Below are 19,492 nucleotides of genomic sequence, written 5' to 3'. Positions count from 1 at the left end.
GCGCCACGACGGGAGCGGGCCAATGACCGCAGAAGCGACCCGCCATGCCCTCGGTGCAGTGCGTTCGGCGCCCACCCTGCTCGAGGCCATGCACCGCGGTCCGGGGCTCGACGCGGCAGCGGCCTCCGACGCCGCGACCGGCGCCGAGGGTGAGCGCGCCGTCTTGACCGTGCTGGGGGAGGCCATCGCCGACCCTCACGACCAGCTCACGGCCGCCATCGCCACGGTGGCCCTGGGCTCGACGGCCACCGAAGGGAGCGCCCGCGAGCTGGCCAGGATGCTCGACACTTCCTCCGATCACCTGAGAGAGCACGTCGTCTGGGCGCTGGGCCGGGGCCCGCTCGTGCCCTCCGCCCTGTCCCCGCTCGCGCAGACCGTCGCGTCGGGCGGCTTCAGCGGCATGCTCGCTCAGCGCACCCTGCAGCGCTGGTCGCCGCGGCATCCGGATGCCGTGAGGTCGGCGCTCGAGAACGCCTTGGCGGTGTGCCCCACCGCTGTGGGCCGCTCCACTCTCGTCGAGACACTCGCCCTGGTGCCCGGAGCAGCCACCCAGGAGATCCTGCGCATCGTGGCTACCGACAGCGACGAGCATCCGGCGGCCAGGGCTGCCGCGGTGGCTGCCCTCGCAGACCCAGCAGACCGAGAAGGCCGCGAGGGGCGGTCGCGCCCCTCCGATCTCACTCGGCGGGTGTTAAGTGAGATCGCGAACGAACCGGGTCCGCTCGCACCGGTGGCGGCGATCGCCCTCGACGACCTTGACGGCCTAGCCAACGGTTCGTGGCAAGCCGCCCGTCGACGACGCCAGAGGTCAGACGGCTCCGGCCTCACCGTGGGCCAGCTCTTTCTGCACGCCGACGTCGACGGCGACCTCTCGCACGCCGGTCAGGGCGACACCGGCGGTATCGCCACCCTGCTCGTGCAGCTCGGCGACGCGTTGTTGGAGGCGCGGCCCGACGTGAGGCGGGTGCTGACGATCTCGAGGGGCCGGCCGGCAGATGGCGTCGGCGATCTGGCCTCCCTGCACGATTCCGGTCACCATTACCTGTCGATCCCACTGTGGGGGCCGAATGTCCCTGCGGCGCAGGCCTGGCCGTTGCGTATCGCGACGGCTCGGGGGCTGCGCCGTGTTCTGCGGGCCGCCGGCGACGTCGACGTGCTCCACCTGCGCATGGGTGACGTGGCCACGATGGTGGCGGCCGAGGTAGCGGCTGAGGCCGGACTGCCGATCGTGTTCACGTTGGCCCCTGATCCGAACGCGCTCGTCGCCGCGCGCGACCGGGCAGGCACGCTGACCCGGGCCAACTTCGCGGGTACCGACGCGATCGAGCACCTGCTCTTTCGCGAGCGTCTGCTGCGCGAGCTGCAGTCCACCTCGGCGCATCTCGTGCTCTTTCCGCGGCCCGCCCTCGACCACGACATGCGCGCCCTCATGGATCTCGACATCAACGCCGAGGCCGACCGGGTCTCCGTCGTCGCGGAGGGTGTGAGCATGGCCGCCATCGACGCCGCCACTGCCACCGCCACTGCCACCGCCACCGATGAAGTGGGCACCTCCCGGGCCTCGCGAGCCCTGAGCGAGCTCGACGACCTGTTGGCTCAGCTGCCGCCCGAGCGGCGCGGCCTACCCCTGGCCGTCTCTGTGGGCCGGTTGACCGGTGTCAAGGGGATGGTCACCCTCGTCGACGCCTGGGCCAACGAGGGCGACCTGCATGCGCGCTGCAACCTGCTCGTCGTGGGCGGTGACGTCAGAACGCCCACCGACGACGAGCGCCAGCAGCTCGCGGCCATCGATGCTGTGCTCCCTCTCGACATCGCGGCCTCCCGAGGGCTGCTGCTGCCGGGGCACCGGCCCAACGCGACCGTCGCGGCCTGGCTGCGCGCCGTTCGTGACGGCCGCCCCGACGGCGCCGCGCCCGGAGGGGTGTACGTGTCGGCCAGTCTCAAGGAGGAGTTCGGCATCGCCATCCTCGAGGCCATAGCCACCGGTCTCGTCGTCGTGGCGCCGGGCAGCGGTGGCCCGGCCACGTACGTGACCGACGGGGTGACCGGCATCCTCGCCGACACCGGATCGCGCGACCGGCTCGGCGAGGCGATCTCTGCCGCGCTCGAGCTGGCCGTTGCGCCTGGTGCCGCCGAGCGCGCGGCCGAGGCCCAGAACATGGTGCGTGAGCGGTTCGGGATCGAGACGATGGCCGGGGCCCTGGCCGAGGTCTACCACCGGGTCGCCACGAGCGGGGCCCAGCACCGGGAGTCGGCGGTGGCGGCCTCGTGACCCTGCTGGTCATCAGCCCCGACTACGCCTCTCACCTCTACCCGCTCGCCACCTTGGCGACCGCGTGGCGCGATGCCGGTGAGCGCGTGGTCGTCGCGACCGGCCCGGCCACCGACACCATTGTGAACGCCTTCGGCTTCGAACGGGTCGGGTTGCAGCTCGGGCGTGGGTCCAACCCCGGCGTCATCCGGGCCGAGGCCCAGCCCCGGGGCGAGGACGACGCCCTGCGCGGCTTCTTCGCCGCCACCCGCCGGGGCGCCGTGGCCACCCTCGAGTTCCAGGCGCGCGCTCGCGGCGCCGACCTGTTGTGGAACCCGGTAGGCGTGGCCCGTTCCGTTCAGAACGTGATCGACCAGGTTCGCCCCGACGAGGTCATCGTCGACCACCTGGCCTTCGGCGCGCGCCTCGCGCTCACCGCGACAGGCACCCGGCACGCCGACGTCGTGCTGGGCCACCCGTCGGCCCTCACGGTCGGCGACGAGGTGTACGGCTATCCGCCGGCCTTCCCGAGCGCGATCAGGCCGGATGCCGCCTCGCTCGCGTCGCTGCGGCGGCTCTGCGACCAGGTGCGAGACACCTTCACGACCGAGTGGAACGACGCTCTGCGCACGCTCGACCCGACGGCGCCGCAGAGTGACGACGCCTTCGCCGAGACCGGCGACGTGCTGCTGCTCAACTACCCGGCTGAGCTGCACCCGGCGGCTCGAACGGCCCTCCTGCCGGCCCACGCGTTCCTCGGCTCGGCGGTGCGCGAGGAGGCGCCTGACGAGGAGGTCGAGCGGTGGCTTGCCGCCGACGACCGACCAGTCGTCTACGTCAGCCTGGGCAGCTTCCTGTCGGTACGTTCCGACGTGTTGTCGCGCGTCGTCGATGCGCTGCGCCGACTCGAGGTGCGAGTGGCTCTGGCCAGCGGCTCGAGCCCCCGCAGCGAGCTGGGTCCCGTGCCGAACGGCTGGCTGGTACGGCCCGAGCTGCCTCAGGTTCGGCTGCTTCAGCGGTCGGTTCTCGCGGTGTCGCACGGGGGAAACAACAGCGTGACGGAGGCCCTCACCTCCGGCGTGCCGCTTGTGCTGCTGCCCCTGTCGACCGACCAGTTCGCCGGAGCGGCGGCCCTCGAGCAGGCCGGCTTCGGTGAGGCCCTCGACCCCAACGCGGCCACGCCGAGCGAGATCCGTGCTGCGGCCGGCCGGCTGCTCGCCCTCGATGGTGACCCGCGCGAGCGACTCGATGCTCTGGGCTTCGCGTTGCTTGACCGACCCGGTGCACGACGCGCGCTCGAGGCCATCGCCACAGAGACGTCAGTCGGTTGACGAACGGCCGAGCGCGTGCGGCATGTGCAGCTCGACACTGGCGGGGCACAGCCTGGTCCAGGCTCCGGCCAGAACGTAAGACCTGATCGGGCCGGCCGGGGCCCAGGCGACGGGCTCGCTGACACTGTCGAGGTATCTCTGCATCCGCTTGTTGTAGCCGAACTCCCCGTCGTTGCGCCACAGCGCCCACGGTTGCCCGTTGAGCCAGTCGCACGCGCGATCACCCTCGGCCAGCAGCTGGTCTGTAGGCGGCAGAGCCAACGTCCCTCCCGTGTCGGAGGTTGAGCCGTAGGTTCTCAGGTAGTCGAGGAAGGCCGTCTCATCACGGGGGTGCGTGAGATGCACCGTAGCCAACGCGCCGGCGCCCGTGGCGATGGTCAGCAGGAGCGCGATGACCGCGACCACGACACCTCTTCGCATGGAGACAGGTTAAGACCAGTCCATCCCGCAGGGGGCCAATCACGCAGAACCGGCCGCGCCCGTCAGGCGGGCGTAGCAGGTCGACTGCGTGGTCGAGCCCAGTTCCCGGTCATACGCTGGCTCCATGACGACCTCCGAGGCTGCTCCTCGCGTGATCCTCCGGCCGCTGCGCCAGGGCGAGCTGTCCGAGGCTCGTGACCCTGCCTCGGAGTTCGACGACTTCGGGCCTCGTCCGGGGTACAGCCAGCCACCGTCGTGCCGTCTCGACGACGACTTCGGCTCCCTGGCCGTGGTGCGCGGCGACCGGGTCGTGGGGAGCGTCGGCTGGCGCTGGATGCGCTGGGGGCCGAGTGCGGGCTCTCGCAACCCGATGATCGGCATCTGGCTGGAGAGCTTGGCCCGGGGGCACGGAGCCGGCACCCAGGCGCAGCGGCTGCTCGTCGACCTCGTCTTCCGGCATACGGTCACCAACCGGGTCGAGGCTCACACCGACGTGCGCAACCACGCCGAACAACGCGCCCTGGAGAAGGCCGGTTTCACCCAGGAGGGCGTGATCCGTGGGGCCCAGTGGCGCGACGGTGCCTACCGTGACGGTCTGCTCTACTCGGTGCTTCGCTCAGAGTGGTCGGCCCACCGGGGCGACCCGACGTCGTGACCCCGCTGGGCGCGGTCAGCCGGACGGCTGGCCGGCCGCCTGACCGGCGCCCTGGTCGGATGCTGGTGGGTCGGCGTTCTCGGGGAAGTGGCAGGCGACCTGGTGACGCGGAGCGAGGTCGACCAGCGGCGGCTCGACCGTGCGGCAGATCTCCTGCGCCTTCCAGCAGCGGGTATGGAACCGGCACGCGGTCGGAGGGTTGATCGGGCTGGGTACGTCGCCCTCGAGCCGGATGCGCTCCCGGCCTTTGCGGCGCGAGGTGTCGGGCAGGGGAACCGCCGACATGAGGGCGGTCGTGTACGGGTGCATCGGCCGGGTGTAGAGCTCGTCGCGGTCGGCGAGCTCGACGAGCTTCCCGAGATACATCACCGCCACCCGGTCAGACATGTGCCGCACCACCGACAGGTCGTGGGCGATCACGACGTAGGTCAGGCCGAACTCGTCCTGGAGGTCTTCGAGCAGGTTGATGACCTGGGCCTGGATCGACACATCGAGGGCCGAGACCGGCTCGTCGGCCACGATCAGCTTCGGTCGCAGCGCGAGCGACCTGGCGATGCCGATGCGCTGACGCTGGCCGCCCGAGAACTCGTGGGGGTAGCGGTTGTAGTGCTCGGGGTTGAGTCCGACGAGCTCGAGCAGGTCTTGAACCGTGGCCTTCTGGCCCTTCTCGGTCTTGATGCCCTGCAGGTGGAACGGCGCTCCGACAATGGTGCCCACCGTGTGTCGGGGGTTGAGCGAGCCGTAGGGGTCCTGGAAGATCATCTGCACGTCGCGTCGCAGCGGCCGCATCTTGCCGACCGACCAGTGCGTGATGTCCTGGCCGTCGAAGCGGAGCGTGCCGGCCGTGGGCTCGATCAGCCGGGTCAGCATGCGGCCGGTGGTCGTCTTGCCACAGCCCGACTCGCCCACGAGGGAGAGGGTCTCGCCGCGTATGACGTCGAAGGTGAGCCCGTCGACCGCCTGCACGGCGCCGACCTGGCGCTGAAGCAGTCCGCGCCGAATCGGGAAGTGCTTGGTCAGCCCCGACACTTCGAGCAGCGCATCGCCGCTGTTGGCATCACCGCTGTTGGTATCGCGGCTGGGGGTGGCGGCGGTGGGGGTGGTCATGAGATCGCTCCGGGGGTGAGTGCTGGTGATACGGCGGAGGTCTTCACAGGGTCGGCCGGATGTCGTTCTCCCAGATGGTGGTTCGCTCTTCGTGGGTGAGGTGACAGGCGGCGAAGTGGCCGGGGCTCACCTCGGCGAAGGGCGGACGCTGGGTCTGGCTGAGGCCACCGGTGCGGTCGGCGAAGGCGCACCGGGGATGGAAGGGGCACCCGGACGGCACGTTGATGAGGCTGGGCGGCGCGCCCGGGATGGGGCGCAGGCGCTCGGTGCGGACCCGGTCGAGCCGAGGCATCGAGCTGAGCAGCCCCCAGGTGTAGGGGTGCTGGGGTCGCTGGAAGATCTCCTCGGCCGGCGCGTACTCGACGGCGCGTCCGGCGTACATGACCATGATGTCGTCGGAGAGCTCGGCCACGACGCCGAGGTCGTGGGTGATGATCATGACGGCCGAGTTGAACTCGCTCTGCAGGTCTCGGATGAGGTCGAGGATCTGCGCCTGCACGGTCACGTCGAGCGCCGTAGTCGGCTCGTCGGCGATCAGCAGGTCGGGGTCGCACGAGAGGGCCATGGCGATCATGGCACGCTGTCGCATCCCGCCCGAGAACTGGTGCGGGTAGTCGTCGACGCGTGACTTCGGCTGGGGGATGCCCACCCGTTCGAGCATGTCGATGGCGTGGGCCCGGGCCACCGAGGTGCTCACCGAGTTGTGCACCTTGTAGGCCTCGATGATCTGGTGGCCCACCGTGTAGAAAGGGTGCATCGCCGAGAGCGGGTCCTGGAAGATCATCGCCATCCGCTTGCCGCGCAGGCCGCGGATCGTCTCGCCGGGGGCCCCGATGAGCTCCTGCCCGTCGAGGCGGATCGAGCCCTGGGTGTGCACGGTGCCGGGCTTGTGCAGGCCCATGACCGACATGCTCGTCACGCTCTTGCCCGACCCCGACTCACCGACGATTCCGAGGGTCTTGCCGCGGGCGAGGTCGAACGACATGCCGTCGACCGACTTGACGATGCCGTCGTCGGTGGGGAAGTGCACCCGCAGGTCGCGCACCGACAGGAAGGCGTCGGGCGCCGGGGCGCCCATGCCCCCGATGCCGTCGAGCTCACGGGTCTGCTCGGCGCGGCCACGCTGCCTGCCGCCTCGGCGGAAGCGGCCCGACCTGCCCTGCTGGTCCGGCCGTTCTCCAGCGCGAGTGGCTGGCTCGGCGGCGGCGTCGGTCATCCGGGTCTCGGTCATGAGACCCGCACTCTCGGGTCGACGACGGCGTAGAGCAGGTCGACGACGAGGTTGGCCACAATGATGAAGCTCGCCCCGAGCAGCGTCACCCCAAGCACCTTGGGCAGGTCGTTGTTGTTGATGGCGTCGACGGCGTACTTGCCGATGCCGGGCAGGGAGAAGGTCGTCTCGGTGAGGATCGCGCCGCCGAGCAGCAGCCCCAGGTCGAGCCCGAAGATCGTCAGGATGGGGGTGAGGGCGGCGCGCAGACCGTGCTTGATCACGACGTCCCGTTCTCGCAGGCCCTTGGCGCGGGCCGTGCGGATGTAGTCCTCGTTCATCGTCTCGAGCATGCCGGCGCGGGTGAGTCGGGCGTAGGCGGCGGCGTAGAGGAACGACAGGGTGATCCACGGCAGCAGCAGGTCGTAGGCCCACTCGGCGGGGTTCTGGGTGAGGGGGGTGTAGCTGCCTCCGCCGGCTGTCCAGCCCAGGCCGTAGCTGAAGATCGTCAGTGAGAGCAGCCCGGTGAAGAAGATCGGCAGCGAGACTCCGGCCAGAGCGATGCCCATCGCCCCTCGGTCGAGCGGGCTACCGCGTTTGAGGGCCGACACGACACCGGTCGCCACCCCGCCGAACAGCCACAGCACCGCGGCTCCCGAGGCGAGCGACAAGGTGACGGGCAGGCGGTCGATCAGGTCGGGAAGCACGGGGTTCTGGGTCAGGAAGGAGTAGCCGAGACACGGGGCCGGGCACTGCTCGATGCTGGCCCCGGTGTTGTACTCCGAGCCCGCCACGATGCCTTTGGCGAACCGGCCGTACTGCAGCCAGATCGGGTCGGTGAAGCCGAGCCGCACGGCAGCCTCGTGAATCTGCGCAGGCCCGGCGCTCTTGCCCACGTAGCGCGAGGCGAGGTCGTCGGCGGAGGCGCCGCCGATACGGGGCACCAGGAAGAAGATCGCGAAGGTGGCCGCGCTCACGATGAAGAGCAGCACGACAGCCGCCACGAGGCGGCGGATCAGGTACGTCAGCATGCGGTGTCCGGGGAGGGGCGGCGACCGAGCCCACCGGCATCCACTGCCGGTCGATCGGCCACCGCCCCTCCCGCGCGTTCACCTTCTCTCAGGTGGGCGGGAACGGTCAGGGCGTCGGGAGCGCTACTTCCTCGACGTTCCCATGGCGGCGTAGTCGTACTGCCCGAAGCCGTCGTTGACGAACACGTTGGTCAGGTTCTCGGGGCGGAACAGCAGCCCCTTGCTCCAGACACCCGGGATGACGGCGGCGTTCTCCATCACGGTCTTGTCGACGTTGCCCCAGATGGCGTCACGCTTGGCCGCGTCGTTCTCGGCCAGCGCCTGGTCGATGAGCTTGTCGACCGCGGGGATCTTGATGCCGAGGTTGGTGTTGCCGGACGGGCGGATGACGCGGCTGTCGACGATCTGGCTGAGGAAGCCGAAACCGTCGGGCCAGTCGGCGCCCCAGCCGTAGACGATGAGGCCGAGCTTGTTGGCCTTGGCGTAGTCGGGCTTGCCGGCGTAGAGCTTGGTGTAGTCGGCGGTCGGGTACGGCTTGATGGTCAACGTGATGCCGACCTTGGCCAGCGCCTGCTGCAGCGACTCCGCCGTCGCCTTCTCCTTGGGCCGCTCAGCCCGGTAGGAGACGTTCATGGCGAAACCGTTCGGCTGGCCACACTTGGTCAGCTCGGCCTTGGCGCCCGCCACGTCACCCTGCGGGTTGGCCTTGAAGTTGTAGAGGTCCATGTCGACGTGACCGGGAATGATGGGCGGCATGAGCGAGGTGGCGATGTCGCCACCGGTCTTGCCGCCGTAGGCCCGCTGGTAGCCCGTCTTGTCGTAGGCCATCACCACGGCCTTGCGACAGTCGACGTTGTCGAGCGGGGGCACGTCGGAGTTGATCACCGTGAACCAGGTGCGAGCGGCGGAGGCGTTGTCGGTCTTCGCCTTCAGGGTCGGGTCGCCGAGGATCTTGCCCTGCGACTCGGCCTGCACCCCAGTGCCGGCCAGGTCGACGTCGAGGTCGCCGGCCTGCAGTCGCTGGTCGACGTCGGCGGCGTTGAGGCCGAGCTCGACCGTGATGTTGTTCGGTAGCGCCTTGCGGCCCGAATCGGGGTCGGTGGCCGGGTCGTAGTTGGGGTTGCGGTCGAGCTCGTAGCGCTTGCCCGACTGGTACTTGGTGAACTTGTACGGGCCGCTCGAGACGACGGTCTCCTTGTACTTCGTGCCGGTGTCCTTGGCGACCGGGACCGGCGCCGTCTGCGGCAGCTGCGCGAAGTAGTCGAAGCCCGAGAAGCCCGTCTTCAGCTTGAAGACGATCGTCTTGGCGTCAGGGGTCTCGATCGACTTGAGGTCATCGAGGTTCTTGTCCTTGTAGACCGAGTAGCCCGTGGGGACGTCGGCGAGGAAGTCGTTGAAGTAGGTGGGCCCGTTCGGGAAGGTGTCCTTGTCGAGCGAGCGGGCGACGGCGTACTTGATGTCCTTGCTCGTGATCGGTGAGCCGTCCTCGAACTTGATGCCGTCGCGCAGCGTGTAGGTCCACGTCTTGTTGTTGTCGCTCGGCTTGCCGAGGGAGGTCGCGAGGTCGGGCACGAGCTTGGTGCCCTCGGCGCCGGGGCCCGCCTTGAAGACGACCAGGGTGCGGGCGTAGTTGCGCAGGAAGTTCCACGAGAGGCCGTAGTAGGTGTCACCGGGGTCGACGGAGTCGTAGTCACCGGCCATTCCGAACCGCAGTGTGCCGCCCTTGGCGTCGGAGGCGTTGAAGATCTTGCCGATGGCCGCGTCGGCGACCGGCGCGGCAGCGTTGCTGCCACCGCCTCCGCCACCGCCCGTGCCGGTGCCACCGGGGGAGCCGGTGTTGTTCGCGCAGGCGGACAGCCCCAGGGCCAGGGCGGTGGCCGCGGCCAGCGCCAGGATGCGGGTGTTCTTCATGGGTGGTTGCGCTCCTTGCATTCGGGTGGTGCGGTGGTGCTGGTCGCGGAGGTTACCGAGACCGGGGGTCGAGGGCGTCACGTAGGCCGTCCCCGAAGAGGTTGAAGGCCAGCACGGTGAAGAAGATGGCCAGGCCCGGCGGCAGCATGAACCACGGGTCGGTCTGGTACCACTTCGCGGCGTCGGCGAGCATGCCACCCCATGAGGCCCGGGGCGGTTGCACCCCCACGCCGAGGAACGACAGGGCCGCCTCGAAGAGGATGTTCGAGGGGATGAGCAGGGTGGCGTAGACCAGGATCGGCGCGATGAGGTTGGGCAAGAGCTCTTTGGACAGGATGTAGGGCGTGCGCGCACCGAGGCTGCGGGCCGCATCGACGAACTCGCGCTCGCGCAACGACAGGGTCTGGCCGCGCACGATGCGGCCGACGTAGGGCCAGTTGAAGAAGCCGATGATGAAGATGATGACGGCGATTCGCAGGGCATCGCCTTGCAGCCCGAAGGCCGAGTCGGGAATGACGCCGGCCAGGGCGAGCGCGAAGACGAGCAGCGGGAAGGCGAGGAAGATGTCCATCGTGCGGCTGATCAGGGTGTCGACCGCCCCGCCGAAGTACCCGGCGATGACACCCATGGTGGTGCCGATGGCCACCGAGAGCAGGGTGGCGAGAAAGGCGATGAGCAGCGAGATCTGTGAGCCGTAGAGCACCCGGCTGAACAGGTCACGGCCGTTGACCGGCTCCAGTCCGAAGAGAAAGTCCCGGGACACACCACCGAACGGCGCGGTCGGGACGCCCAGGTCGGCGTCGACGAGGTCTTGGTGGAACTCGTTCGGGTCGTGGCCCAGCACGCCCACGATGAACGGTGCGAAGACGGCACAGAGCACGAGGAAGATGACGAACAACCCCCCGGCCAGTGCCACCTTGTCGCGCTTGAGGCGCATCCACGCGATCTGCCCGAGCGAACGGCCCTGGATGCGCCCGGCCCCCTCGAGCACCGCCTCCGGTGGCGCCATCGTGGAGGTGTCCATCTCCGGTGGAACGCTCACGTTGGGTCACCTCCGGATGATGTGCGGTGGGGCTGGCCCTCTGACGGGCTGTGGTGGCTGGTGCTGCACGGGCTGGCGACAACCTGAGCAACACCGCCTTGCCGCCCCCCGCGACGGTGCTGCCCCATCTTTCAGTGCACAGGGGCCGTGGGCAACCTCTTTGGCCAAATCGTGACTCGGAGGAGATTTTCCGGTCAGGTGGCCCTGATCGCGGGAGGTCGTCCGGGTTCGGCGTGTCGTCCCGCGAGTGACGGCATCCGAAAGCGGGCCGCACGGCCGGCCCGACGGCACCGCGCCGTGGCCCGGTTCCGCCCGTGAACGCCGCTGGATGCCGCTGGATGCCGCTGGATGCCGCGCGGTGGCGTCTCAGGCGTCGGTCTCGTCGTCGAACTGGCCGAGCACCCGCTCGAGGAGGTCCTCCATCGAGACCAGACCGACCTCGCCGCCGGCATCGACCACGAGCGCGAGCTGGGCCCGTTCGGCCCGCATGACGCTCAGGGCGTCGAGCAGCGAGAGGTCGACGTCGAGGCGAAGGGCAGGCGACGCGACAGAGGACACCGGCGCCGAGCGAGACGTGCGCACCACGTCGCGCACGTGGGCGATGCCGATCAGGCGGCCTGCGTCACCGACGACGAGTCGCGAGCGACCCGAGTCACGCGAGAGGGCCTCCGCCTCGCTGCACGTGGCGGTGCCGGACAGCCCGACGGCCCGGTCGAGCGGCACCATGACGGTGCGCAGGGTCAGGGTGTCGAGGTCGATCGCGCCCGCGAGCACGCGGTGCTCGGGCTCGGCGAGCATGCCGTGGTCACGGGCGCTGCCGATGAGCAGCGCGAGCTCCTTGGGTCCGTGCACCTGCGCGAGCTCGTTCTGGGGCTCGACGCCCACCAGGCGCAGACAGCCGTTGGCCATCGCGTTGAGCAGGCTGAGCACCGGGCGGGCCACCTGAGCGAACCCACGGAAGGGCAGCGCGAGCAGCACCGCCGACCGTTCGGGGTGAGAGATGGCCCACGACTTCGGGGCCATCTCGCCGACGACCATGTGCAGGAACACCACGATGCCCACGGCCAGCGCGATGGCCACCACGGAGGCCGCAGCCTCGGGCAACCGGAGGAAGGTCAGCACCGGATCCAACAGGTCGGCCACGGCCGGCTTGGCGACCGAGCCGAGACCGAGCGTGCACAAGGTGATGCCGAGCTGGGCGCCGGCGAGCATGAGCGATAGCTCGCGGCTGCCGTTGACGGCAGCGGCGGCGGCCCGGCTGCCTCCCTCGGCGAGCACCTCGAGGCGGTGTCGTTTGCTGGCGATGAGGGCGAACTCGGCCGCCACGAAGAAGGCGTTGAGCACGAGCAGCACGACGGAGAGGGTCAGCGCGACGATCATCGGCGCACCTCGTCGTCGGTACCGGCCGGCGCGCTCATCCTCGACGCATCGCTCGACTCAGCCGACGAACTCAGCACCTCGACGTGCACCGACGAGGGCACGTGTCGGTCGACCTCGGCCACGGTGAGCCGCACCGATACCGGTGTGCGACGGGTGGGCTCGCGCGAAGAGGCGCTGGCAGGCGACGGGGGCTCTGACGTGGCGTCCACCGAGGTGCTCGCGCCCTCGTCGACCGCGCGGTGTCCGGGCGCCAGTGCGACGTCTCCGGCCCGCACGACCCGTCCGAGCAGCTCGAGGATGAGCCCGCTGACCGTGGAGAACTCGTCGTCGGCGGTGAGGCGCACCCTCGTGGCCGTCTCGAGCTCGTCGAGGCGCATCTGTCCGAGCACGAGCCAGGCATCGCCGGAGACGGGCGTGACGGTGGGCACATCATTGTCGTCCTCGTCGAGGATGTCGCCGACGACCTCCTCGGCGATGTCCTCGAACGTGACGATGCCGGCGAAACCACCGTGCTCGTCGACGACGACGGCCAGCTGCCGGTGGTCGGCCCGGATCTGGTCGAGGACACGCGTCAATGGGGCGCTGGTCGGCACGACGGTCGGTTCCGGCATCACCGAGCCGATGGTCGTGCTCGCCCGCTCGTCGGGATCGACCTTCAGCACGTCGGCGATCCCGGCCACACCGACGATGTCGTCGCCGTCGGTTCCGGTGACGGGGAAGCGCGACCACCCGGTGTCGAGCAGCTCGACGATGCGGCTGAGCGGTTCGTCGGCCCGCACTGTCGTGACTCGAACCCGGGGGGTCATGACGTCGCCGGCGTCGAGCTCACGAAAGCGCAGCCCGCCCTCGAGGGCCTCCGAGAGGTCGTCGTCGAGCAGGCCCCGACCGCGCGACTCGCCGATGATGCGGGTCAGGTCGTCAGCCGTGGCGCCCTGTTCGAGCTCCTCGACGGGTTCGATGCCGACCCGGCGCAGCAGGCTCGTCGACGCCCGGTCGAACAGGCGCACGACCGGCCCGGACAGCGTCAGGTAGATCAGGGTCGAGCGGCTGAGGGCCCGGGCGAGGGGCACCGTGCGCGCGATCGCGAGGTTCTTGGGCGCGAGCTCGCCGAAGACCATCTGCACGACCGTCGAGAAGACCAGCACGAGCGTGACCGAGAGGCTGAGCCGCGCGGCGTACGACAGCGACGGGTCGAGCAGCTCGGCCAGGCCCACCCCGACGAGCGGCTCGGAGATGTAGCCGACGAGCAGCGCGGTGACGGTGATGCCGAACTGGGCGGCCGACAGCGTGAACGACAGGGAGGAGGTGACCTTGAGGGCTCGCCGGGCCGGTTCGTCACCACCGGCGGCCAGCTGGCCCAGGGCGTTGCGGTCGACCGCCACGTAGGCGAACTCCATCGCCACGAAGTAGCCGGTGGCGGCCGTCAGGGCCAGGATCAGCAGCACTCCGAGGGCGATGCTCACGCGTGACCCACCGCTGGTACCCGGCGACAGGGACGAGGCTGGGGGAGCCGGGCGCCACAGGGGCAGCCCGGCTCGGGACTATGGCCCTCCGGGGAGTCGGAACGGCAGGCAGGTCTCATGGGCCAATGTTAGGGGACGCTCACCTGCCGACCGCATTCGGCGATCGTGCTCGTCGGCGCCTCGTGCTGTACCGGCGCACGTCAGCCGCCGGATGCCGGGCCGGGCTCAGCACGCAGGCGCCGTGCCTCCTGGGAGATCTGGTGCGCCAGCTCGATGTCCTTCTGGGTCAGCCCGCCCTCCGAGTGGGTCGAGAGGGCGAAGCTCACCGCCGTCCAGCGGATGTCGATGTCGGGGTGGTGCTGCATCTGCTCGGCAGCGTCGGCGACCCCCGACACGAGGCGGATGCCGGCCGGGAAGTCGGGGGCGGTGAACGTGGCCCGGATGGTGTCGGAGGCGTTCGGGTCTCGCCTCCAGTCGGGCAGGTCGGCGAGCTGGCGCTCGATCTCCTCTTCGGTCAGCAGTCGTGTCATGCCTCCAGCATGCCCCGCCTCGGCCGCCCCGTCCCGTCTGGAGACCCAGACGGCCAGCCAGGTTCCTGGTGCGTGTGCCGTCTCGCCCCGCGGCCGTAGCCGGCCGTTGGCCGTTCGACTCGTCGCGGGGCGGGTGTGACACGATCCGTTCCCGATGACCGACAACGATGCCTCCGCACCCGAGCCGCCGTCAGTGCCGCCGAACCCGTCGCTGACGGATGCCGTGCGCCTCGTGGTCGGAGCGGCCATCGTCGACGACCTGGCCCGCCCGGCTCGGCTGCTCGCCGCCCGGCGCACCGAGCCGCCCGCGCTCGCCGGCGGCTGGGAGCTTCCCGGCGGCAAGGTCGAGCCGGGCGAGTCCCCGCTCTCGGCGTTGCACCGGGAGGTCGCCGAAGAGCTCGGGGTGTCGATCAGCGTGGGCGCCCTGCTGCCCGGCCCGCTGCCCGGGGCCACCTGGCCGCTCAGCGACCGCTTCGAGATGATCGTCTGGATCGCCGAGGTCACGGCGGGCGTTCCTGCGCCGATCGAAGACCACGACCAGCTGCGCTGGCTGCCGCTCGACGAGCTCGAGAGCGTTCGTTGGCTGCCGGCCGACGGGCCCGTCGTGCGCGCCCTGGGCGTGCGGCTACGCGCCGGCGAGTGACGCCCGGGCGGCATCCGGCCTGTGTCAGGCTCGTCGGAACCCCCACCACCACGAGGAGATCCCATGCCCGCACCCTCCGTCCTGTTCCTCGGCGGCACCGGGATCATCAGCTCGGCCTGCACGGCCCGCGCCCTCGAGCAGGGCTGGGAGGTCTTCGTGCTCGGGCGCGGCCTCTCGAAGACCCGCCCGGCACCCGAGGGATGTCGGCTGCTGACCGGGGACCTCGATGACCCGGCCTCGTTCGCGGCGGCGGTGGGCGACCGCGAGTTCGACGTCGTGGCCGACTTCCGCGCCTTCGGGCCGGGCGACGTGCAGGGCCGGCTCGACCTGCTGCGGGGGCGGATGGGCCAGTACGTCTTCATCAGCTCGGCCTCGGCCTACCAGACGCCCCCGGCACGGCAGCCGGTGCTCGAGTCGACCCCGCTGCGCAACCCGTTCTGGGCCTACTCGAGGGGCAAGATCGCGGCCGAGGGCCTGCTCATGGGTCTCTACCGCGACGAGGGTCTGCCGGTCACGATCGTGCGCCCCTCACACACCTACGACCACACGTCGCCTCCGTTCGACGGTGGTTGGACCGTCGTCGACCGGATGCGGCGTGGCGCGGAGGTCGTCGTGCACGGCGACGGCACGTCACTGTGGACCCTGACCCACCACACCGACTTCGCCCGCGCGTTCGTCGGCCTGCTCGGGCACCCGGCGGCGATCGGCGAGGCCTTCCACATCACCTCCGACGAGTGGCTCAGCTGGAACCAGGTCTACGAGGCTGTGGCCCAGGCCGCCGGAGTCGAACCGCGACTCGTGCACGTGACCTCCGATGCGATCGCCGAAGCCGACCCCGACTGGGGCGCAGGGCTGCTCGGCGACAAGTCGCATTCGATGGTCTTCGACAACGGCAAGGTCAAGGCCCTCGTTCCGGGGTGGACGGCATCCGTTCCCTTCCACCGGGGCGCCAGCGAGATCGTCGACTGGTTCGACGCCGACCCCGCCCGACGGCAGGTCGACGCCACCATCGATGCCACGATGAGCCGCCTCGTCGAGCAGTGCCGCCGCGGATGAGGGTGGTCGTGCTGTCAGACACCCACAGCCCTCGCTTCTGGAAGGGGGTGCCGGATGCCGTGGCGACCCATCTCGAGGGGGCCGACCTCATCCTGCACGCCGGCGACGTGTGCACAGCCCCGGTGCTGACGGCCCTGGAGCAGTGGGCTCCGGTGCGAGTCGTCATGGGCAACAACGACCTGCCCGAGGTGGCGCAGTGGGGCGCGACGGAGACGCTCGAGGTCGAGCTGGCCGGGCTACGGGTCGCGATGGTCCACGACAGCGGACCGGCGCCAGGGCGGGCCGCGAGGCTGCGAAAGCGGTTCCCGACCGCCGAGCTCGTCGTGTTCGGCCACTCCCACATCCCGATGGACCTGACCGAGGCGGGCGTGCGCATCTTCAACCCCGGCTCGCCCACCGACAAGCGACGTCAGCCCCGCCGCACGCTCGGTGTGCTCCAGATCGACGACGGCGCCCTTCGGTCCGTCGACATCCTTCCGCTGCCCTGACCAGCCACTCACCCACCCCGTCGAGTGGCCACTTCCGTACGCTTGAGTGGACTTCCCCACCCAGTCGAGTGGCCACTTCCACACGGTCGAGTGCCGACCCGGTGGTACGAACACCCCCGAAAAGCCTGAGACACTGGATCTCATGCCCATGAAGACCCGCGCGGACATCCGCAACGTCGCCATCGTCGCCCACGTCGACCATGGCAAGACCACCCTCGTCGACAAGATGCTCTGGCAGAGCGGCGCCTTCGGCGAACACCAGCACGTCGACGAACGGGCGATGGACTCCGGCGACCTCGAGCGCGAGAAGGGCATCACCATCCTCGCGAAGAACACCGCTGTGCACTACACGGGCAAGGCCGCTGCCGACCGTGGGCTCACCAACGGCGTCACCATCAACATCATCGACACCCCCGGTCACGCCGACTTCGGCGGTGAGGTCGAGCGCGGCCTGTCGATGGTCGACGGGGTGGTGCTGCTCGTCGACGCCTCCGAGGGACCGCTGCCCCAGACCCGCTTCGTGCTGCGCAAGGCGCTCGCCGCCCACCTGCCGGTCATCCTGTGCATCAACAAGGTCGACCGCCCCGACTCGCGCATCGCCGAGGTCGTCGACGAGGCCTACGAGCTCTTCCTCGACCTCGACGCCACCGAGGAGCAGATCGACTTCCCGATCGTCTACGCGTCGGCCAAAGCCGGCCGCGCCTCGATGACGCGCCCCGACGACGGTGGGATGCCCGACGGAGACGACCTCGAGGCCCTGTTTGCCACCATCCTCGAGACGATTCCGGCTCCGACCTACGACGACGAGGCGCCGCTGCAGGCCCACGTCACCAACCTCGACGCCTCGAACTTCCTCGGCCGTCTCGCGCTGCTGCGCGTCTTCAACGGCACGATCAAGAAGGGCCAGCAGGTCATGTGGTGCCGCCACGACGGCACCCAGCAGCGGGTGAAGATCACCGAGCTCCTCATGACCGAGGCCCTCGAGCGCAAGCCCGCCGAAAGCGCCGGCCCGGGCGACATCATCGCCGTGGCCGGCATCCCCGAGATCACGATCGGCGAGACCCTCGCCGACGCTGAGAACCCGATCCCGCTGCCGCTCATCACGGTCGACGAGCCGGCCATCTCGATGACCATCGGCACCAACACCAGCCCGATGGTCGGCCGCGTGCGCGGGTCGAAGGTCACCGCCCGCATGGTCAAGGACCGCCTCGACAAGGAGCTCGTCGGCAACGTGTCGCTGCGCATCCTGCCGACCGAGCGCCCCGACGCGTGGGAGGTGCAGGGCCGCGGTGAGCTGGCCCTGGCCATCCTCGTCGAGCAGATGCGCCGCGAGGGTCACGAGCTGACCGTCGGCAAGCCGCAGGTCGTGACGCGTGAGGTCGATGGCAAGGTGCAGGAGCCCGTCGAGCGCCTGACCATCGACACCCCGGAGGAGTACCTCGGCCCGATCACCCAGATCATGGCCGCCCGCAAGGGCCGCATGGAGCAGATGACCAACCACGGCACCGGCTGGATCCGGATGGAGTTCCTCGTGCCGAGCCGAGGCCTGATCGGCTTCCGTACCGAGTTCCTCACCGAGACCCGCGGCACCGGCATCGCCCACCACGTGTTCGAAGGCTACGAGCCCTGGTACGGCGCGATCACGACGCGCACCAGCGGCTCGCTCGTCTCCGACCGCAGCGGCGTCGTCACGGCCTACGCGATGGTCAACCTGCAGGAGCGCGGCACCCTCTTCACCGACCCGACCACCGAGGTCTACGAAGGCATGATCGTCGGCGAGAACTCGCGCGCCGACGACATGGACGTCAACATCACCAAGGAGAAGAAGCTCACCAACGTGCGCGCCTCCTCCTCTGACAACTTCGAGAAGATCGTGCCCCCGCGCAAGCTCAGCCTCGAGCAGAGCCTCGAGTTCTGCCGCGAGGACGAGTGTGTCGAGGTGACGCCCGAGGCAGTGCGCATCCGCAAGCTGGTGCTCGACGGCACCGTGCGCGGCCGCACCGCCTCACGAGCGAAGTCGGCGGCCAAGTCGGGAAGCTGAGCCGGCCCGTCACGGGGCGGGCGGCTGAGAGGATCGACGCGTGTCCCAACTTCTCTTCGTCCACGCCCACCCCGACGACGAGACGCTGACGTGCGGCATCGCCATGGCCCACCACGTGGCCCGTGGCGATGACGTGCACGTGCTCACCTGCACCCTCGGTGAGGAGGGCGAGGTCATCCCGCCCGACCTGCGCCACCTCGAGGGCGCGGTCGGAGACCCGCTCGGGCCCTACCGGCACGGTGAGCTGACCGAGGCGCTGCGTCGGCTGGGGGTCACCGGACGGGTGCTCGGGGCCGGTGGCGGTCGTCTCTCGCGCTACCGCGACTCGGGCATGGTGGGCTCGGCCGCGGCGGCCCGCCTGGAGGCCTTCGTCAATGCCGATCTCGACGAGGCCGGCGAGCTGGTGGCCACCGTCGTGCGCGACCTGCGCCCCGACGTCGTGGTGACCTACGACCGTTTCGGCGGCTACGAGCACCCCGACCACGTGCAGACCCACCGGGTGACCCGAACGGCGCTCGCCTCTCTCGCCGACACCGACCTGCCGGGTCGCACCTTCGAGATCCTGACCCCAGTGTCGTGGGCGCGCGAAGACCGCGCGTTCGTGCGCTCGCTTGCGCCTTCGGCATCCGGGCTGCCCGGGATGCCACTCACCCTCCCTGCCGTTGACGATCCCTTCCCGCGGTCGGTCGTCGCCGACGAGCAGGTGACCCACGCGGTGCACGACGGCGCCGCGCTCGCCGCCAAGAACGACGCGTTGCGTGCGCACGCCACCCAGGTGCTCGTCGTCAGTGACGACGTCTACGCCCTGTCAAACCTCATCGCCGCGCGCAGCAGCGACCGCGAGGGCTACCGCCGGGTCGAACCGCGCAGCTGGATGCCGCTGGGTGCGCCCGCCACCGAGCGCGGCGGCCTGCTCGACTGAGACCCTGACGA

The 19,492-nt window shown here is 70.1% G+C and carries 17 protein-coding genes; 8 read left to right on the top strand and 9 right to left on the bottom strand.

Going from position 1 to position 19,492, the window contains the following annotated elements; genetic code table 11:
• Nucleotides 1–22: 22 nt before the first annotated feature.
• A complete protein-coding gene (locus tag BA895_RS11295; RefSeq protein ID WP_070191945.1) occupies nt 23–2,272 on the top strand; it encodes a glycosyltransferase family 4 protein in 2,250 nt (749 codons plus the stop codon).
• The gene (locus BA895_RS11290) at nt 2,269–3,582 is read left to right on the top strand and encodes a glycosyltransferase (protein ID WP_070191944.1); all 1,314 of its coding nucleotides are present in this window, start codon (nt 2,269–2,271) and stop codon (nt 3,580–3,582) included. The genes BA895_RS11295 and BA895_RS11290 overlap by 4 nt, the downstream gene beginning before the upstream one ends.
• Here the strand turns inward: BA895_RS11290 and BA895_RS11285 are convergent.
• The gene (locus BA895_RS11285) at nt 3,571–4,002 is read right to left on the bottom strand and encodes a hypothetical protein (protein WP_070191943.1); all 432 of its coding nucleotides are present in this window, start codon (nt 4,000–4,002) and stop codon (nt 3,571–3,573) included. The two genes, BA895_RS11290 and BA895_RS11285, sit on opposite strands and share 12 nt — an antisense overlap.
• 124 nt (nt 4,003–4,126) lie before the next feature.
• Between BA895_RS11285 and BA895_RS11280 the strand changes: the two genes are divergently transcribed.
• Nucleotides 4,127–4,657, top strand: a complete 531-nt coding sequence (locus BA895_RS11280; protein ID WP_070191942.1) for a GNAT family N-acetyltransferase — start codon at nt 4,127–4,129, stop codon at nt 4,655–4,657.
• 15 nt (nt 4,658–4,672) lie between these two features.
• Here BA895_RS11280 and BA895_RS11275 read toward each other — a convergent pair whose 3' ends face one another.
• From BA895_RS11275 to BA895_RS11240, 8 genes are all read right to left on the bottom strand, one after another.
• Nucleotides 4,673–5,764 (bottom strand): ABC transporter ATP-binding protein, encoded by a 1,092-nt coding sequence (locus BA895_RS11275; RefSeq protein WP_070191941.1) that lies wholly within the window; start codon nt 5,762–5,764, stop codon nt 4,673–4,675.
• A 43-nt stretch (nt 5,765–5,807) separates the two neighbouring features.
• On the bottom strand, nt 5,808–6,995 hold the full coding sequence (locus BA895_RS11270; RefSeq protein WP_371327708.1) for an ABC transporter ATP-binding protein: 1,188 nt from the start codon (nt 6,993–6,995) through the stop codon (nt 5,808–5,810).
• Entirely contained in the window at nt 6,992–8,005 is a 1,014-nt protein-coding gene (locus BA895_RS11265; protein WP_070191940.1) for an ABC transporter permease, read from the bottom strand. Before BA895_RS11265 ends, BA895_RS11270 begins: the two co-directional genes overlap by 4 nt.
• A gap of 123 nt (nt 8,006–8,128) precedes the next feature.
• Entirely contained in the window at nt 8,129–9,916 is a 1,788-nt protein-coding gene (locus tag BA895_RS11260; RefSeq protein WP_070192032.1) for an ABC transporter substrate-binding protein, read from the bottom strand.
• A gap of 52 nt (nt 9,917–9,968) precedes the next feature.
• Nucleotides 9,969–10,958 carry an ABC transporter permease gene (locus BA895_RS11255; protein ID WP_070191939.1) on the bottom strand — a complete coding sequence of 330 codons (990 nt, stop codon included), beginning with the start codon at nt 10,956–10,958 and terminating at the stop codon, nt 9,969–9,971.
• A 366-nt stretch (nt 10,959–11,324) separates the two neighbouring features.
• Nucleotides 11,325–12,338, bottom strand: coding sequence for a hemolysin family protein (locus tag BA895_RS11250; RefSeq protein WP_070191938.1), 1,014 nt, complete (start codon nt 12,336–12,338; stop codon nt 11,325–11,327).
• Nucleotides 12,335–13,801 carry a hemolysin family protein gene (locus BA895_RS11245; RefSeq protein WP_083283221.1) on the bottom strand — a complete coding sequence of 489 codons (1,467 nt, stop codon included), beginning with the start codon at nt 13,799–13,801 and terminating at the stop codon, nt 12,335–12,337. Before BA895_RS11245 ends, BA895_RS11250 begins: the two co-directional genes overlap by 4 nt.
• Nucleotides 13,802–14,001: 200 nt before the next feature.
• Nucleotides 14,002–14,331: a 4a-hydroxytetrahydrobiopterin dehydratase gene (locus tag BA895_RS11240; protein ID WP_070191937.1), complete on the bottom strand. Its 330-nt coding sequence runs from the start codon at nt 14,329–14,331 to the stop codon at nt 14,002–14,004.
• Between the two features lie 154 nt (nt 14,332–14,485).
• Between BA895_RS11240 and BA895_RS11235 the strand changes: the two genes are divergently transcribed.
• The 5 genes from BA895_RS11235 (at nt 14,486) to mshB (ending at nt 19,481) form a co-directional block, all read left to right on the top strand.
• A complete protein-coding gene (locus BA895_RS11235; RefSeq protein ID WP_083283220.1) occupies nt 14,486–14,974 on the top strand; it encodes a (deoxy)nucleoside triphosphate pyrophosphohydrolase in 489 nt (162 codons plus the stop codon).
• A gap of 63 nt (nt 14,975–15,037) precedes the next feature.
• A complete protein-coding gene (locus BA895_RS11230) occupies nt 15,038–16,030 on the top strand; it encodes an NAD-dependent epimerase/dehydratase family protein (RefSeq protein WP_070191936.1) in 993 nt (330 codons plus the stop codon).
• Between the two features lie 8 nt (nt 16,031–16,038).
• Entirely contained in the window at nt 16,039–16,518 is a 480-nt protein-coding gene (locus BA895_RS11225) for a metallophosphoesterase family protein (RefSeq protein WP_254666429.1), read from the top strand.
• Between the two features lie 142 nt (nt 16,519–16,660).
• Nucleotides 16,661–18,559 carry a translational GTPase TypA gene (gene typA, locus BA895_RS11220; protein WP_070192030.1) on the top strand — a complete coding sequence of 633 codons (1,899 nt, stop codon included), beginning with the start codon at nt 16,661–16,663 and terminating at the stop codon, nt 18,557–18,559.
• A 40-nt stretch (nt 18,560–18,599) separates the two neighbouring features.
• Nucleotides 18,600–19,481: an N-acetyl-1-D-myo-inositol-2-amino-2-deoxy-alpha-D-glucopyranoside deacetylase gene (gene mshB / locus BA895_RS11215; protein WP_070191934.1), complete on the top strand. Its 882-nt coding sequence runs from the start codon at nt 18,600–18,602 to the stop codon at nt 19,479–19,481.
• Nucleotides 19,482–19,492 lie beyond the last annotated feature (11 nt).

This window comes from Humibacillus sp. DSM 29435 (assembly GCF_001758225.1).
In the GTDB taxonomy this organism is placed as follows: Bacteria; Actinomycetota; Actinomycetes; order Actinomycetales; family Dermatophilaceae; genus DSM-29435.
The sequence above is the reverse complement of the archived record's forward strand: the minus strand, read 5'-3'. Positions and strand labels throughout refer to the sequence as shown.

Coding starts and splice junctions, on each gene's coding strand:
- typA (WP_070192030.1), top strand. CDS start 16,661: ATGCCCATGAAGACCCGCGCGGACATCCGCAACGTCGCCATCGTCGCC.
- BA895_RS11230 (WP_070191936.1), top strand. CDS start 15,038: ATGCCCGCACCCTCCGTCCTGTTCCTCGGCGGCACCGGGATCATCAGC.
- BA895_RS11280 (WP_070191942.1), top strand. CDS start 4,127: ATGACGACCTCCGAGGCTGCTCCTCGCGTGATCCTCCGGCCGCTGCGC.
- BA895_RS11270 (WP_371327708.1), bottom strand. CDS start 6,995: ATGACCGAGACCCGGATGACCGACGCCGCCGCCGAGCCAGCCACTCGC.
- BA895_RS11240 (WP_070191937.1), bottom strand. CDS start 14,331: ATGACACGACTGCTGACCGAAGAGGAGATCGAGCGCCAGCTCGCCGAC.
- BA895_RS11260 (WP_070192032.1), bottom strand. CDS start 9,916: ATGAAGAACACCCGCATCCTGGCGCTGGCCGCGGCCACCGCCCTGGCC.
- BA895_RS11275 (WP_070191941.1), bottom strand. CDS start 5,764: ATGACCACCCCCACCGCCGCCACCCCCAGCCGCGATACCAACAGCGGT.
- BA895_RS11285 (WP_070191943.1), bottom strand. CDS start 4,002: ATGCGAAGAGGTGTCGTGGTCGCGGTCATCGCGCTCCTGCTGACCATC.
- BA895_RS11250 (WP_070191938.1), bottom strand. CDS start 12,338: ATGATCGTCGCGCTGACCCTCTCCGTCGTGCTGCTCGTGCTCAACGCC.
- BA895_RS11265 (WP_070191940.1), bottom strand. CDS start 8,005: ATGCTGACGTACCTGATCCGCCGCCTCGTGGCGGCTGTCGTGCTGCTC.
- BA895_RS11235 (WP_083283220.1), top strand. CDS start 14,486: ATGACCGACAACGATGCCTCCGCACCCGAGCCGCCGTCAGTGCCGCCG.
- BA895_RS11295 (WP_070191945.1), top strand. CDS start 23: ATGACCGCAGAAGCGACCCGCCATGCCCTCGGTGCAGTGCGTTCGGCG.